Source organism: Candidatus Cloacimonas sp. (assembly GCA_039680785.1).
Lineage (GTDB): Bacteria > Cloacimonadota > Cloacimonadia > Cloacimonadales > Cloacimonadaceae > Cloacimonas.
Window position 1 is genome coordinate 1 of sequence record JBDKSF010000093.1, and the last position, 15,758, is coordinate 15,758.

The 15,758-nt window shown below is 40.8% G+C and carries 13 protein-coding genes; 7 read left to right on the top strand and 6 right to left on the bottom strand.

The annotated features are described in order from the left end of the window. Window positions 1-449: 449 nt before the first annotated feature. The 6 genes from ABFC98_06555 to rsxC are packed head-to-tail and all read right to left on the bottom strand — an operon-like array spanning window position 450 to window position 5,524. Entirely contained in the window at window positions 450-1,307 is an 858-nt protein-coding gene (locus ABFC98_06555) for an RnfABCDGE type electron transport complex subunit B (GenBank protein ID MEN6445693.1), read from the bottom strand. Between the two features lie 15 nt (window positions 1,308-1,322). Then, window positions 1,323-1,925, bottom strand: a complete 603-nt coding sequence (locus ABFC98_06560) for an RnfABCDGE type electron transport complex subunit A (GenBank protein MEN6445694.1) — start codon at window positions 1,923-1,925, stop codon at window positions 1,323-1,325. Further along, complete coding sequence (locus ABFC98_06565) at window positions 1,925-2,515, bottom strand: electron transport complex subunit E (GenBank protein ID MEN6445695.1); 591 nt, start codon at window positions 2,513-2,515, stop codon at window positions 1,925-1,927. Before ABFC98_06565 ends, ABFC98_06560 begins: the two co-directional genes overlap by 1 nt. Then, window positions 2,512-3,102, bottom strand: coding sequence for an RnfABCDGE type electron transport complex subunit G (locus tag ABFC98_06570; GenBank protein ID MEN6445696.1), 591 nt, complete (start codon window positions 3,100-3,102; stop codon window positions 2,512-2,514). The genes ABFC98_06565 and ABFC98_06570 overlap by 4 nt, the downstream gene beginning before the upstream one ends. Next, the gene (locus ABFC98_06575; GenBank protein ID MEN6445697.1) at window positions 3,099-4,202 is read right to left on the bottom strand and encodes an RnfABCDGE type electron transport complex subunit D; all 1,104 of its coding nucleotides are present in this window, start codon (window positions 4,200-4,202) and stop codon (window positions 3,099-3,101) included. Before ABFC98_06575 ends, ABFC98_06570 begins: the two co-directional genes overlap by 4 nt. 8 nt (window positions 4,203-4,210) lie before the next feature. After that, window positions 4,211-5,524 carry an electron transport complex subunit RsxC gene (gene rsxC / locus ABFC98_06580; GenBank protein ID MEN6445698.1) on the bottom strand — a complete coding sequence of 438 codons (1,314 nt, stop codon included), beginning with the start codon at window positions 5,522-5,524 and terminating at the stop codon, window positions 4,211-4,213. 537 nt (window positions 5,525-6,061) lie between these two features. Between rsxC and ABFC98_06585 the strand changes: the two genes are divergently transcribed. The 7 genes from ABFC98_06585 (at window position 6,062) to lpxA (ending at window position 15,632) form a co-directional block, all read left to right on the top strand. Next, window positions 6,062-8,638 carry a M6 family metalloprotease domain-containing protein gene (locus ABFC98_06585; protein MEN6445699.1) on the top strand — a complete coding sequence of 859 codons (2,577 nt, stop codon included), beginning with the start codon at window positions 6,062-6,064 and terminating at the stop codon, window positions 8,636-8,638. A gap of 343 nt (window positions 8,639-8,981) precedes the next feature. Next, a complete protein-coding gene (gcvPA, locus tag ABFC98_06590) occupies window positions 8,982-10,325 on the top strand; it encodes an aminomethyl-transferring glycine dehydrogenase subunit GcvPA (GenBank protein ID MEN6445700.1) in 1,344 nt (447 codons plus the stop codon). After that, on the top strand, window positions 10,322-11,776 hold the full coding sequence (gcvPB, locus tag ABFC98_06595) for an aminomethyl-transferring glycine dehydrogenase subunit GcvPB (GenBank protein ID MEN6445701.1): 1,455 nt from the start codon (window positions 10,322-10,324) through the stop codon (window positions 11,774-11,776). Before gcvPA ends, gcvPB begins: the two co-directional genes overlap by 4 nt. Before the next feature lie 20 nt (window positions 11,777-11,796). Beyond that, complete coding sequence (locus ABFC98_06600; protein MEN6445702.1) at window positions 11,797-12,414, top strand: OmpH family outer membrane protein; 618 nt, start codon at window positions 11,797-11,799, stop codon at window positions 12,412-12,414. Between the two features lie 4 nt (window positions 12,415-12,418). Continuing rightward, window positions 12,419-13,468 (top strand): UDP-3-O-(3-hydroxymyristoyl)glucosamine N-acyltransferase, encoded by a 1,050-nt coding sequence (gene lpxD / locus ABFC98_06605; GenBank protein ID MEN6445703.1) that lies wholly within the window; start codon window positions 12,419-12,421, stop codon window positions 13,466-13,468. Further along, window positions 13,468-14,862, top strand: coding sequence for a bifunctional UDP-3-O-[3-hydroxymyristoyl] N-acetylglucosamine deacetylase/3-hydroxyacyl-ACP dehydratase (locus tag ABFC98_06610; GenBank protein ID MEN6445704.1), 1,395 nt, complete (start codon window positions 13,468-13,470; stop codon window positions 14,860-14,862). The genes lpxD and ABFC98_06610 overlap by 1 nt, the downstream gene beginning before the upstream one ends. Beyond that, window positions 14,859-15,632, top strand: coding sequence for an acyl-ACP--UDP-N-acetylglucosamine O-acyltransferase (gene lpxA, locus ABFC98_06615; protein ID MEN6445705.1), 774 nt, complete (start codon window positions 14,859-14,861; stop codon window positions 15,630-15,632). The genes ABFC98_06610 and lpxA overlap by 4 nt, the downstream gene beginning before the upstream one ends. Window positions 15,633-15,758: the final 126 nt, after the last annotated feature.

The window sequence follows — 15,758 nt, forward strand, 5'->3', positions numbered from 1 at the left end:
CCTGGTCAACCACAACAAACAAACTATCAAGCTTGTATAGAATAAAGTGGAAACTTGATAACTCGGTTGTCAGGGGAACGACGAGGACGTCGTTCTTCCAGTAGGGTTGACCTCCTGGTCAACCACAACAAACAAACTATCAAGCTTGTATAGAATAAAGTGGGAACTTGATAACTCGGTTGTCAGGGGAACGACGAGGACGTCGTTCTTCCAGTAGGGTTGACCTCCTGGTCAACCCATAACAAAAACTTCTATCCTGTAAATCCTAAAATCCCAGTTCTATAAATCCTAAAATCCCAGTTCTATAAATCCTAAAATCCCAGTTCTGTAAATCCTAAAATCCCAGTTCTGTAAATCCTAAAATCCCAGTTCTGTAAATCCTAAAATCCCTGTTCTATAAATCCTAAAATCCCAGTTCTAAAAAGCTCTTCAGTCCTTGTTCCGAACATTTAAGTCCGGTCAGCTATTTTCAGGTCTATAATGGCTTTAGTAGGGCAGACAGTTGCACAAGTTCCGCAATCGGTACATTTGCTATAATCGATTCTGGCTATATTATTTTCAACGGTAATTGCCTGAGCGGGACATTTTTTGGCGCAAAGCCCACAGCCAATGCAGGGTTTATCGGCTCCACAATTCTGTTTGGGCAGCGGATTTTTATCTTTGGAACTGCAAGTAATGAACACATTTTTACTTTCTAAAATCAGCGTTATCAATTTACGCGGGCAAGCAGTTACGCAAGCTCCGCAACCGGTACATTTTGCTCTATCAATAATTCGCAAACCATTTTCATCCACGCTGATCGCATCAAATTTACAGGCAGCTACACAATCATTGAAACCAACGCAGCCCCAGGAGCAAAGATTTGGTCCATCGGCAATATTCACGGCAGAAAGGCAGCTTTCAATACCTTGATAGTCATATTTCCATTTAGTATTGTTTTTGCCACCGGAACTGCAATGGATATAGGCAATTTTTCGTTCTTGGGCGCTTGCCTCTTTGCCCATAATTTTAGCTATTTTGCCTACGACGGCGGCTCCTCCGGGGGCGCATAAATTCAATTCTTTATTGTCAGTTACGATAGCTGTGGCATATCCTGCGCAACCTGGTTGACCGCAAGCGCCACAATTGGCTCCCGGCAAGACCTCTAAAATTTTTTCTATGCGTTCATCAGTGGTAACGGGAAAGACCTTGGAGGCAAAAGCAAGAACGAGCCCAAAAATCAAACCCAAAGAGCCCATAATTGCAACGGGCAACAATATGGCCGAAAATCCGGTAGCGGCTAAGGGGATTACAATTAGTAAATTCATTTCTTCACCTTTCCTTTAAATCTTCATTCCCATAAAACCGTAAAAAGCCAAAGCCATTGTGCCGGCAAGAATTAAACCACTGGGCATACCGCGCATACTTTTGGGCATTTCTACCATTTCCAGTCGTTCTCTAATTCCGGCCATTGCCAAAAGGACAAAGGTGAAACCCACTCCGGAAAGAAAACCGTTTAACACAGCCCAGATAAAATTGTAACGCGAGCCATCTGCCAGAGGAGTTATATTAAGAATAGCAACGCCCAAAACGGCACAGTTGGTTGTTATCAAAGGAAGATAGACCCCCAAAGATTTATACAAAGCAGGAGAATTCTTCTTAATGAACATTTCCACGAACTGCACCAACGCCGCAATTGTCAATATAAAAGCCAAGGTCTGCAGATATTCCAATTGAAAGGGAACCAGCAGATATTGATAAATCAAATAGCAGAAGGCAGAAGCCAGGGTCATTACAAATATAACAGCCATTCCCATTCCAAAAGCGGAATCCATTTTTTTGGAAACACCCAAATAAGGGCAAAGACCCAAGAAACGGGAAAGCACAAAGTTCTGGATTAAAATGGCAGAAATTGCCATTGTGAAAAGTTGTCCAAGAAAGCCCATTATTGTTTCTCCTTCAGCATATTCATCAAAGCCATCAAAAATCCGAGCGTAATGAAAGCCCCGGGTGCCAACAATGTAATTAACATTGGATCGTAGGAATTAGGCATAACTTTCATATTCAGCCAAGTTCCATTACCTAAAATTTCTCGGATAGTTGCCACAACTGATAAGGAAAGAGTAAAACCCAGCCCCATTCCAATGCCATCGGCGATGGAATTGATTACATTATTCTTATTGGCAAATGCCTCAGCTCTGCCCATTATTATACAATTAACCACAATCAAGGGAATGAACAATCCCAAGGACTTATGCAGGGCGGGCAAATATGCAGCCATACTCATATCCACAATGGAAACGAAAGCAGCTATCACAATCACATAAACAGGAATACGAATTTTGTCGGGAGTAATATTTTTTATCAAAGAGATAAAAATATTGGAACAAATCAATACAAAAGTAGCTGCCAAACCCATTCCAATGGCATTATTCACAGAGGTGGAAGTTGCCAAAGTAGGACACATACCCAAGACAATCACAAAGGTAGGATTTTCTTTTATGATGCCTTTAGTCAATTCTTTAATGAAGCTCATTTATTCACCTCTTCCTTTGCATGTATTTCATTAGATGTTTCGCTTTTTGCCTGAACTAAGGTCTTCAGCAATTGGAGGGATTCTTTCACGGAATTAGTGACTGCCCGGGTTGTTATTGTAGCGCCAGTTATGGCTTTAATACAATTGGGAGGCACACCCCCATCTTTATCCACAATTAGTTGTTCACTGGTTTTACCTTTAAACTGCTCCGAGAATTTGGGTTGAGTGGAATTTGTTCCCAAGCCGGGTGTTTCTGTTTGTTGAATCACTTTGATGGCAATGATGCGAAAATCATTATCTACGGCAACCATAGTTTTTACGGCACCGTTATAACCATTTTTTTCCGTGGTAAAAACATAGCCATTTACTTCATTAGTTTTACTGTCTTTGGCGATAAAGTAACTAAATTCACCGTTAATTTCCTCAAAATTGGAATCCGGAATCAGTTCTTTGCGGGTTTGTTCCGCTTCTTTTAATTGGATGGAATCAATTTGGGGTTTGGTAATGGTATTTACATAAGCCAAAAGAGCAGTTGCCACTATACAAAAGCCAAGCAAGATTAAACCAAGCTGTAAATATATTTTCATTTCTTCACCTTCCCGAATGCTTTAGGCATAGTGAGTTTATCAATTAAGGGGGTCATTACATTCATAAACAGGATGCTGTAACAAACGCCTTCCGGATAACCACCATACAAACGAATTACTACAGTCAATATTCCGCAGCCGATGGCAAAAATTATTCTGCCGCTTTTGGTTATGGGAGAGGTTGTATAATCGGTCGCCATAAAAAAAGCGCCTAACATTAAGCCACCAGAAAAGATATGGAAAAAAGGCAGCAGAGGACTGAATCCCGCGCCTTGAAGCGGAGCCAGAAAGAAAGACAACACAAAAACCGTTCCGAGATAATATAAAGGGATACGCCATTCAATAATGTTTTTATACAAGAGATAAGCAGCGCCCAAAAGCAAAGCAAAAGCGCTAACTTCACCAATGCAACCACCTATATTTCCCCAGAATAAGTTCTTCAAAGCGGAAAAATCAGTTAAATTGGCAAAAATCCGATTTGCTAAATCAGCGCCTTCTGCAGCATTAGCACCCAAAGAATGAACAAAACTACTGTCCCTTAATGTCTGAGCCACTTTTAAAGGAGTGGCGCCAGTTACTAAATCATAAGCTTTGGGAGATAAACTTTGCAGATTCATCGTAATGGCATTAGGATCGGAAATTCCGCTTAAAATCCCACTTTTGGGCTTAGCCCATCCGGCAGTCATAATTGTAGGCCAGGAAGCCATCAAAAATGCCCGTCCCAAAAGAGCTGGATTTACAGGATTATTACCTAAACCGCCAAAGACCTGTTTGCCAACCGCAATGGCAAAAACTGATCCCAAAATAGGAATCCACCAAGGGGCTCCGGCATTTATATTATAGGCAAGTAGCATACCTGTTAAAAAAGCGCTGCCATCAGAAATCGTAATGGGAACTTTCCTCAATTTTTGAATCAACGCTTCCGTCGCCATAGCTGAAACGGCACCCAAGAGAGTTAAAAGCAGAGATTTTACACCCCAATAATAAATAGCGAAAATTAAAGCGGGAGTTAAAGCCAGCACTACATTCCACATCACATTTTTAGTAGTGGTTTTATCGTGATAGTGAGGAGCCGGCGAAACAATCAATTTATCATTCATTTGTTTACCTACTTTTTGGTTTCGGCATAGCGGATTTTGCCTGTATCAATATATTGAACCAAACGAATTTGAGCAGGGCACACATAAGCACAAGCACCGCATTTTATACAATCATTCAATCCGGATTTCACAGCCAAATCCAGATTATTATATTTTACGGCTGAAACAATCATACAGGGAAGTAAATTCATTGGGCAAACATCCACACAGCGAGCGCAGCGTAAACAATTACCTTCTTCATTCAGTTTTGCCTCTTGCGTATTTAACAAAACCAAGCCACCGCTACCTTTGGCAACTGTTCCATTCAAAGAGGGAAGGGCAAAACCCATCATCGGACCACCGCTGATAACTTTCCCCACTTCTTCTTTGGTTCCGCCACAAAAATCCACCAGTTCCGCAAACGGAGTTCCGATTCTTGCCAGCAAGTTTTGGGGATTTACTACGGGAGAACCGGTTACAGTTATCACTCTTTGAATTAACGGTTTTTGAAAACGAATGGCTTCGTAGATGGCAAAAGCGGTTGCCACATTTTGAACTACAATTCCTACCGCCATTGGCAATCCGCCGGCAGGAACTTTTCTTTGGGTGGCGGCATAAATCAATTGTTTTTCAGCGCCTTGAGGATAGCGAAGCTTTAAAGGAACCACTTTCAGGGCAGATTCATTTTTAGTGAGCTCCTGCATTTTGGCTATGGCATCAGGTTTATTGGCTTCAATTCCGATTATTCCTTGTTTTGCGCCTAATATTTTCATAATTAATCTTAAGCCGCTTATTATTTCCGAGCCCTTTTCCAGCATTAAACGATGGTCACTGGTAAGATAGGGTTCGCATTCCACGCCGTTTAAAATTACTGTATCTATGGGTTTATCGGCAGGGGGAGAAAGTTTTACCAAAGTGGGAAAACCAGCGCCACCCATTCCACAAATTCCGGCTTCACCGATTCTTTTTTTCATTTCCTCTATAGGCAAATCCATAAAATTGGGCTCATCAACCAGGTCTATCCATTTATCCAATCCGTCTCCGGTAATTTGAATCGCCATAGAATTTGAACCAGTGGCATTAGGAAAAAGGTCTATGGCTGTAACTTTTCCGGAAAGGGAAGAATGTTGATTTAGAGATACAAAACCTGTTGCTTCCGCAATTTTTTGGCCTGTTAAAACTTCATCTCCCACCGCTACAATCGGTTTTGAAGGTGCACCGATATGTTGTGACAGATGGATAGTAACTTTTTGGGGTATTGGAGCTTCCTTTATAGGCACAGAGGCACTATACTTTTTTTCATCCGGAGGATGGACTCCCCCCGGAAATGTCTTCAGTCGCATTAACACTCCCTTTGACTTGAAGTTCTCAAGTATTTAGATCAAATTTTGGGTGCATTTATATAGAGAGGCATATTTAAGGCAAGTAAATTTTTATGTGAGTGCATTATATCGTTAAATGAGCAGCCACTATTATGGAATAATTCCTGAATTTACGGGTATCCCATAGAGCGTTTGCCAGCGCCAACGCATAAAGCGTAATTTTGATTTCAAGCAACTTTTCTTGAATTCCACCTTTCCATTATCGTGAAGGACTCTCCTCATCCACCAGTCCCTCTCTCCTCCTAAACGAGGAGAATGGGAGGAGAGGAGGTCGGGAGGAAGAGGAGAGGCAAATAAGAAAACCGATGGAAAACAAGATGTTATCCTTATTACGCAGAGGAAGGGAAGGAATCCGTCAAAGAAGAGCAATTTGAATGGCTAACCTATTATCATTAGCGCCGTTCCTCATTTTTAGCGGGTGTTCTAATTGAGACCTGTTTTATTTTTCCGTTTGTTTTAGGCACAAATTTTGCTTAACTTATATATAGGAGATGAACGATGAAGAAATATTTTAGTTTATTCTTATGTATTATTCCTATTTTAGGATTTGCCGCTCCTTATTTTAATTTGCCCTCTCAAGTGATCCAGCCGGATGGCTCTGTGTTAAATCTTTTTGCCAGCGGAGATGAATTTGCCAATCGGTTACACGATGCCGATGGTTTTACGATAATTCAAAGTCCGCAAAATGGATATTACTATTATGCCATTCTACAAAACGGTGAACCGGTTCCTTCGGCTTATCGTTATGGGACGATAAATCCTGTTTCTTATGGTTTAACTCCCAATATCAATATATCCAGAGAGGCAAGACAGCGGAAAATTGATTTTATGAATGCCCCTAAAAGAGGCAACGGACGCGGTCCTAATACCGGAACAGTAAATAATTTATGTGTATTTATCCGCTTTAGTGATCAGACCGAATTTGAAATTCCGCGCTCAGTATATAATGCCCGGTTTAATGAGATTGGCGATACTGCCATTAGTTTGCGGAACTATTTTCAGAAAGTAAGCTATAATCAGCTAAATTATATGACCTATCACTATCCTACCTGTTCAGATGAGATAAACCTGTCCTATCAGGATAATCATCCGCGCAGTTATTATCTTCCCTATAATGCAATTACCAATCCTAATGGATATAATGATGAAAATGAAAGGGGAGTGCGGGAACAAACAATGCTGTCCAATGCCATTAATTCCATTGCTTCACAGGTTCCTGTTTCTTTAAACATTGATGCTGATAATGATGGATGCGTGGATAATGTCTGTTTTATCGTTCGGGGTCCGCATTCCGCTTGGGCGGATCTTTTATGGGGACACCGCTGGGCTTTGTATTATGCCAGTGCTTATATAAATAATAAAGAGGTCTATGATTATACATTTCAAACGGAAGATCAAAACGATGTGCGCACTCTTTGTCACGAGATGTTTCATAGTGTTGGCGCTCCGGATTTATATCATTATGAATATGATGGTTTAACTCCGGCAGGGTGTTGGGATTTAATGGAAAGCGGAGATGGACATCCGTTGATGTATATGAAATACAAATATGGCAATTGGATAGGTGCCATTCCTGCTATCCAAGCTGGCAATACCTATACTTTAAATCCGGTGACCTCCAGTACCAATAATGCTTATAAATATGCCATTCCTGGTAACAATAACGAGTCCTTGATTTTTGAATATCGCAAAAAGGATAGCGATATTTTGGAAGAGGCGCTTCCCGGCTCAGGATTACTAATTTATAAAGTAGATAGACGGTATGGTGGCAATGCAGATGGTCCTCCCGATGAAGTTTATATATATCGTCCCAATGGAACTATATCCGTAAATGGTTTGGTGGCGGAGGCACCTTTCAGTGCAAATAAATATAGAACTGCCTTTAATGCTTACACCAATCCACATTCATTTTTAAACAATGGCAATACTTTTGCGATCAATATTAATAATATAACTGAGGCAGGAGAAACTATCAGTTTTACTCTTTCTCCCACTACTCAAACAATGGCTCCCGTCATAAATTCCGTTTCTCCTGCCAGTGGATCAATTTTATCCTGTAATACACTCTCCATATCTGCCCAAATATCCGATCCGGCAGATGCTCTGAATAGCGTGGAATATACTTTGGATGGCGTTTTGGTTTATACAGCCACAAGCGAGCCCTTTACTGGCATAATTGCTGATTATTTGTTAACTCCCGGGGTTCATAACATTGGCATAACCGCCTATTCTTTATCTAATTTGAATACTAATATGAATGTTTATTACAGGATGATTGATCCTGATGAGCAAAATTGGTTTTCCTGGCTATCTTCCGAGCCGTCGTGGACCGATTACGATCGCGGGGCTATCCCGATTAAAGTTGCCGTAGATATGGATTTGGGTAATCAGGAATATAATGTGAAAGCGATTCGTTTTAAGATCGGATCCAATCCTTGGGGCGAGCCAAATATACAGGGAATGGTAATTGCTCAAATTAATCGATTTGCCGAAGGGGCAATTACGAACGAAGTTCTGATGGATTTCGGCTATATATTTAATCTGGATTATGACCCTGCTTTTACTTATGATATTGTAGATACAACCCGCATTTCTGGCGAGATTGCAGTTATTTTAGACCTCTTTGAATATCAAAAAATGTTCTTTGATCACAATGCCGCTTGTGGTCATAGCTGGATTTATGAACCTGGCAGACCTTGGACAGATGCTTTGGGACGAGGAGTTGTGGGAGCCGCAAGCATTGAATTGCTTTTGCAAAATCCGGATTTATCCATAGATGATCCCGATAGCCCGGTTGCGAATTTGGCTATATCAAACTATCCCAATCCCTTTACTGCTGGCACTAAAATTAAATATGCACTGCCGGCAAGCGGGAAAGTGAATATTGCCATCTACAACATTAAAGGACAAAAAGTGACGACCCTGCTGGCTGAAAATAAAACAGGGGGAAATTATGAATTGGAGTGGAATGGAACCGATGGCGCAGGCAAAAAAGTTAGCAGCGGATTATACTTTTGCCGTTTAGTATCTGGTAAAAAGGTGGTTACTACAAAGCTGTTAAGAATAACAGATTGAATTAGTTAAGCTATTTAAGCGAGGAGCCCTAAGTGCTTTAAAAAAATTAGCGTGAAGCAAAATTTTGCCAAGGCACAAAGGACTTCTCGCTTGGCTAAACATCCGTCTTAAAAAAAACTTGTCTCCCAATCCTAAAATTCCTTAAATTCCTGTTTGGCTCATACCTATTCTTTTTAGCTACAAAAGTGGCATAAACCCCTTTTTTTATCTCTTTTCTGAAAATCAAGTTAGTCCTTTATGGATATGTGCCATTTTTAGCAATGCCAAAAACAAATTGACATAAACCTCGTTTCTAATTTTTAAGGATAAAAAATACTAAGTACATATAAAATAAGGAGCTAAAATGCCCTATATAGCAAATACCGATAGGGATAGGCAAAAAATCCTAACCAAAATTGGCGTCCAAAATTTTGCGGATTTAATTGCCGCGATACCCGTTAAACTAAGAATGACCAAACCACTTGCCTTATCTGAACCGCTTTCGGAGCTCGAAATAATGCGTGCGATCAAAGTGAAAACAGCCCAAAATATTTCCTGCGAAAAGGTAAATTCCTTTCTGGGAGGGGGTGTTTATGATCATTTTATTCCCGCTGCCGTAGATACTATTGTGTCGCGTCCAGAATTTTACACTGCTTACACTCCTTACCAGGCAGAAGTAAGCCAAGGCACATTGCAGTATATATATGAATATCAAACAATGATTTGTGAGCTTACAGGCATGGAAATTGCCAATGCTGGTATGTATGATGGAGCCAGTTCAATAGCGGAAGCAATTTTAATGGCGGTGCGTAAAAATCATCTAACTAAGGCAATTTTGCCTGCCACTCTGAATCCGAATTATGTAAAAGTGATAAAAGCATATACGGAAGGCATTGGAATTGAACTTATTACCGTTCCCGAAAAAGAGGGAGTGACGGATTTATCCGCTCTGGAAGCAATGATGGATGATACAATTGGCAGTGTGGTTATCCAAACCCCCAATTTTTATGGTAATTTGGAAGATGCCAAGGCAATTGATGCCATCGTGCATAAAAATAAGAAGTGCTTGCTAATTGCCAGCGTGGATCCTATTTCTTTGGCTGTGCTTGTGCCACCGGCAGAATATAATGCCGATATTGCCGTTGGAGAAGGACAAGCGTTGGGAAATAATATGTATTTGGGGGGTCCCTTATTTGGTTTTTTTGCCACTAAACCAGAAATGGCGCGTTTAATGCCCGGAAGAATTGTGGGTGGCACTATAGACAAAGCTGGCGAAAAAGCTTATGTTTTAACTTTACAAGCAAGAGAACAACATATCAGACGCTCCAAAGCCACTTCCAATATATGTTCCAATGAGTCACTTTGCACTTTGGCTGCCGTTGTCTATTTGTGTTTAATGGGGAAAGAAGGGCTGATTGAAATAGCTACTCAATCCGTGCAAAAAGCACATTATGCGGCAAACGAACTTGGCAAAATCCCGGGTTTGGCTCTTGCCTATCCTAAAGCAGCTTTCTTTAAAGAATTTGTAATTCGCACTCCCCAAAAAGCGGCAAATATAATCCACAAACTGCTGCCCGAAAATATCTATGCCGGAATTGACCTTGCCCCTTATGGAAAACCGAATGAACTGATGATTGCGGTAACCGAAAAGAAAAGCAAAGCGGAAATTGATAGTTTCGTGCAGGCAATGAAGGAGGCGGTAAAATGAGCAAAACCATTTTTGAACATAGTTCTAAAGGTAGAAAAGGGGTAACCTTACCCCAGCGGGAAATAGATATCCCTTTGGAAACTTTAATCCCAGAACCAATGCTGAGAACTAAAAAAGCGCGGCTTCCGGAAGTTAGCGAATTGGATGTAATGCGTCATTATATTTCCCTATCTCACAAAAATCACTTCATTGAAAAAGGTATGTATCCTTTGGGTAGTTGCACGATGAAGTATAATCCAAAACTGAATGAGGCATTGGTGCGAGACGCATCTTTCAGTTCTTTGCATCCTTTCCAACCGGAAGAAACGATGCAAGGCGCTTTGGAACTGATGTATGAATTGCAAAATGATTTGCTGGAAATTTCTGGTATGAAAGGTGTAACCCTTCAACCCTCTGCAGGTGCGCAAGGTGAATTTACCGGCATTAAAATTATCGCTGCCTATCATAAAGCAAAAGGAAACATTCATAAAGATACAATCATTATTCCCGATAGCGCGCATGGAACTAATCCTGCCTCTTGTAGTTTGGTGGGTTTTAAAACAGTGGAACTTCCTTCCAATGAAAAAGGTCGCTGTGACATAGCCAAACTGCGCGAATTGGTGAATGAACATACCGCTGGAATTATGATTACCAATCCCAATACTTTGGGGCTGTTTGAAACGCAAATTGAAGAAATCGCCGAAATCATTCACGGCGTAGATGCTATAATGTATATGGACGGAGCCAATTTGAATGCGCTTTTGGGTATCGTGCAACCTGGGAAAATTGGGTTTGATCTGATGCACTTTAATTTACATAAAACATTCGCCACTCCACACGGAGGGGGAGGACCCGGTTCAGGTCCCGTAGCCGTAAATGAAAAGTTGCTGCCTTATTTGCCTGTTCCCATAATTACTAAAGACGCAAATGGCTATCATTTCTCTTATGCCAATGAATCTACTTCCATCGGGAAAGTGCATAGTTTTTATGGTAACTTCGCTATTCTAATTCGTGCCTATGTCTATATAAAAATGTTAGGAGCGAAGGGATTGCGTCAAGTATCTGAAAATGCTATCTTAAATGCCAATTATTTAATGAAACGCTTAGGTGACTATTATCATATTGAACATCAGGAACCCTGTATGCACGAATTCGTGATGGATGGCACTTGGCAAAAAAAGGAATCTGAAATTACTACTTTGGATATTGCCAAACGCCTTTTAGATAAAGGATTCCATTCCCCCACCATCTATTTTCCTCTGATTATTTTAGAAGCAATGATGGTGGAACCAACTGAAACAGAATGCTTGGAAAGTTTGGATGCCTTCGCAGAGGCAATGATAGAAATTGCCAAGGAGTGTAAAGAAAACCCGGAACTCGTTAAAGAAGCGCCTATAACAACTCCGGTTAGAAGAGTGGATGATGTCCGCGCCGTAAAGATTCTGGAGCCGATTTTTCCGCTTCAAGATTAAATTTCAATGAGGAGAATATAATGAAAAAACATATCGTAATACTTGCCATTCTATGGGCTTTACTTTCCCTTGCTTATGCTCAGCCCGTAAAATTTGGTTTTGTGAATACCGACCGCTTGCTGATGGAAAGTAACGAGGCCGCGGAAGTTGCCAGATTATTTGCTTTGGACAAACAAAACTGGACAAATCAAATAAAATCTCTGGATGATGAAATTAAACAAATGGAACGCGATTTTGATATCCGTAAACTGACTATGAACGACGCCGCCAAAAGAGATATGCAAAGCCAAATTGATACAAAAAAAACGGAAGCAGGAAATCTTTTGGAAGAATATTTCGGCGATGGAGGAAAAGCGGAACAGCGCTATCGCGAACTTATCGATCCTTTAACGCAAAAAATCCATAATTTGATAAAAAAGATAGCTGAAGACGAAAAATATACAATGATCTTTGATATTAGTATGGGCAGCGTTTTATATGCACTTCCCACAATGGATTTAACCGATCAGATCTTATTGGAACTAAATAAGGACACTGTAAAACCACCTTCGGAAACAGCTCCTAATGCAACCGAGCCCAAAACGGATATGCCCGGAGGCATTAAACCTTCCGGTGGCTTTGAAGGTTCCAAACCCTAATAAGATGAAAAGATTTAACACTAATATAACAGCCGAATTGCTCTTCCAAATCTGCCCGGGAGAATTAAGAGGAAAAATTCCCCCAGAACTTTGCAAAGTTGGCGAACCCCAAGAAGCGGATGCTCAAACCGTTATCTTTCTGGAACAGGAAAACCTTTTGGAAAAGGTAAAATCCAGTGCCGCGGGGCTTATTATCACCTCCGATAAATTTGCCTCCCAGCTGGCAGAGAGAAATCTATTGCTGGTTGACAAGCCCTATTTTAGTTTAATGCTGTTAATTTCGTATTTATTGCAGCAAGAAAACAAAGACCTCATTTATTCTATACATCCCTCAGCCGTTCTGGCAGAAAATATACAATTGAAAGGGGATGTAGCCATAGGAGCCAATGTAGTTATTGATCAAGATTGCCTTATTGGCAACGGGGTCATTATTGGCGAGGGCTGTTCTCTGGGCAAAAATGTTACCCTCGGAGATGGAACCATTCTATATCCCAATGTGCGTATTTATGATGATTGCATAATTGGGGAAAAATGTATTTTGCACAGTGGAGTGGTTATTGGAGCTGATGGTTTCGGTTTTATGTTAATGGAAGGCAGACAACAAAAAATACCTCAGGTTGGCAATGTAGTTATTGGCAACGATGTAGAAATTGGAGCCAACAGTTGTGTGGATAGAGCTACTTTGGGTTCCACGATCATCGGCAATAACACGAAAATAGATAATTTGGTTCAGATTGGCCACAATTGCATTATTGGAGAACACAGCATTCTTTGTTCTCAAGTTGGTTTAGCGGGAAGCACAGTTATTGGCGACTATGTTTATCTGGCAGGTCAGGTAGGAGTGGCGGATCATACTAAAATTGGCAACAGAGCAATGGTGGGGGCTCAATCTGGCGTTTCCGGCAATATTCCGGATGAGGGAAAATATTTTGGTTATCCAGCTATGGAAGCAAATCTTACCAAACGCATTATGGCTGCCCAAAAGAACCTTCCCGATATGTATTTTGCCTATCTGAGAGCCAAGAAAAAAGAAACAAACAACGGAGATAAATAATGGAATATAAACAAACCATTGGCGGAGAATCTTCTTATACCGGTATCGGACTGCATACGGGAGAAATTAGCACCATCAGATTTAAACCGGCAGGTGCGGAAGAAGGCATTGTTTTTATCAGAACCGATTTACCCGGGAAACCGAAAATTCCAGCTGACATAGATCATGTAGTTGATATTTCCCGGGGTACCACAATTGGCATCAATGGGGTAACGGTTGCCACTATTGAACATGTTTTATCTGCCATTGCGGGGATCAGAATAGATAATATTCGCATCGAGATAAACGGACCCGAAGCACCTGTAGCGGATGGTTCTGCCGTTGTTTTTTTAAATCTTTTGCGTCAATGTGGAATTGTGCAACAGGATAGTTTGCGTGAATATTTCGAGCTGGAATCGCCCATCAGTTTTTCCGCTCCGGAAGATAATGTAGATATTGTCATCGTTCCTTCCAATGAGCTGAAAATAACTTTTATGATTGATTACAAACATCCTTATTTGGGAACTCAATATACTTGGCTGCCCTCTTTGGAACATTACGAAAAGGACTTTGCCGGAGCTCGCACTTTCTGCTTTATCAACGAAATTTTGGCTTTGAAAAATCAGGGGCTGATCAAAGGTGGTTCCTTGGAAAATGCTTTAGTAATTGCGGAACCAGATATTGGCGCAGAAGAGCTTAAACATTTGCAAGATGTTTTTGGCTATCATAAACCGGTCACTGTTTCCCCGGAAGGAATTTTGAACAGCCATCCTTTGCGTTATTACAATGAATTTGTTCGCCATAAAGTGGTAGATTTAATTGGGGATATAGCCCTGTTGGGAGTTCCGATTAAAGGTCATATTTTAGCGGCGCGCAGCGGGCATAAAACCAATGTGGAGCTGGTAAAAAAATTACGCAAAATTCAGAAAAAGCATCAGCTCCAAAAGATATATCAAAAAGATAAGAGCAAGGATGTGGTCTTTGATATCAATGCCATTTTGCGTATTTTGCCTCATCGTTATCCGTTTTTGTTGGTAGATAAAATAATTGAATTTACACCCGGTGAGTCCTTGGTGGGAATAAAAAATGTTACTATTAACGAACCCTTCTTTGAAGGTCATTTTCCGGGTCATCCAATTATGCCGGGTGTTTTAATAATAGAAGGAATGGCTCAGGCAGGGGGAATTATGTTACTCAATCAAATGGAAAATCCCCAAAATTATGTTGCCTATTTTGCCAGCATAGACAATGTTAAATTTCGCAAACCAGTTATGCCTGGAGACACGCTGCGTTATGAACTGAAAGTAATATCTTTGAAAAAATCCTTGGCAAAAATGCACGGAGAAGCATTCGTAGAAGGAGAAAAAGTAGCCGAAGGTGATTTCCTGGCTATGATTATGGAGAGAGAAAAATGACAACTATTCATTCTACAGCTATTATAGAAGAAGGCGCTATTATTGGCGAAAATTGTAATATCGGACCCTATTGTAGAATCGGAGCCAATGTCGTTTTGGGAGCAGATAATGTTCTTATTTCCAATGTCACCATTTTGGGGCATACAACTATAGGCGAAGGCAATAAAATATATCCTTATGCCGTTTTGGGAACCGAACCCCAGGATTTGAAATTCACAGGGGAACCAACCCGTTTGCAAATCGGCAGCAAAAATACCATCCGGGAATTTGTCACTATAAATTGTAGCAATCAATTAGCAGAAGATACTGTCGTTGGTAGCAATAATCTTTTAATGGAATATGTGCATATTGCCCATAACTGTCAAATCGGTTCCGGTTGTGTAATTGCCAACACAGTTCAATGTGGTGGCCATGTTCATATTAACGATTTTGCCAGTGTGGGCGGTTTAACGGCAGTGCATCAATTTGTTCATATTGGCTCTTATGCTTTTGTCGGAGGAGCTTCAGCCGCCATTAAAGATATCGTTCCCTTTTCAAGAGGGCAGGGAAATCCTTATAGAACCGTTGGTTTAAACAGTATCGGTTTGATGAGAAAAGGTTTTAGTTCGGAAGCCATCGCTAAAATTAAAGAGATATACACCCTTTTCTATCGGAGTGGATTAAATACTTCGCAGGCAATGGAAAAAGCAATGCAAATTCCTAATCCCACAGCGGAACAAATAATTTTTATCCAGTTCGTCCAAACCGTTCAAAGAGGCATATCTAAATAAAAGAGGACTGCCGAAAAAACATTGTACAGGCGGACGCCGTTCCGCCGTTTTTAGTACGGGCGGACGCCGATCCGCGTTATTTATTCGGCGCTTCAGCGAGCGCCAGTACAAAAAAACCTTGTCCTG

Excerpts from the sequence above, each read along its gene's own strand:
- ABFC98_06555 (MEN6445693.1), bottom strand. The coding sequence starts at position 1,307 with ATGAATTTACTAATTGTAATCCCCTTAGCCGCTACCGGATTTTCGGCC.
- ABFC98_06560 (MEN6445694.1), bottom strand. The coding sequence starts at position 1,925 with ATGGGCTTTCTTGGACAACTTTTCACAATGGCAATTTCTGCCATTTTA.
- ABFC98_06565 (MEN6445695.1), bottom strand. The coding sequence starts at position 2,515 with ATGAGCTTCATTAAAGAATTGACTAAAGGCATCATAAAAGAAAATCCT.
- ABFC98_06570 (MEN6445696.1), bottom strand. The coding sequence starts at position 3,102 with ATGAAAATATATTTACAGCTTGGTTTAATCTTGCTTGGCTTTTGTATA.
- ABFC98_06575 (MEN6445697.1), bottom strand. The coding sequence starts at position 4,202 with ATGAATGATAAATTGATTGTTTCGCCGGCTCCTCACTATCACGATAAA.
- rsxC (MEN6445698.1), bottom strand. The coding sequence starts at position 5,524 with ATGCGACTGAAGACATTTCCGGGGGGAGTCCATCCTCCGGATGAAAAA.
- ABFC98_06585 (MEN6445699.1), top strand. The coding sequence starts at position 6,062 with ATGAAGAAATATTTTAGTTTATTCTTATGTATTATTCCTATTTTAGGA.
- gcvPA (MEN6445700.1), top strand. The coding sequence starts at position 8,982 with ATGCCCTATATAGCAAATACCGATAGGGATAGGCAAAAAATCCTAACC.
- gcvPB (MEN6445701.1), top strand. The coding sequence starts at position 10,322 with ATGAGCAAAACCATTTTTGAACATAGTTCTAAAGGTAGAAAAGGGGTA.
- ABFC98_06600 (MEN6445702.1), top strand. The coding sequence starts at position 11,797 with ATGAAAAAACATATCGTAATACTTGCCATTCTATGGGCTTTACTTTCC.
- lpxD (MEN6445703.1), top strand. The coding sequence starts at position 12,419 with ATGAAAAGATTTAACACTAATATAACAGCCGAATTGCTCTTCCAAATC.
- ABFC98_06610 (MEN6445704.1), top strand. The coding sequence starts at position 13,468 with ATGGAATATAAACAAACCATTGGCGGAGAATCTTCTTATACCGGTATC.
- lpxA (MEN6445705.1), top strand. The coding sequence starts at position 14,859 with ATGACAACTATTCATTCTACAGCTATTATAGAAGAAGGCGCTATTATT.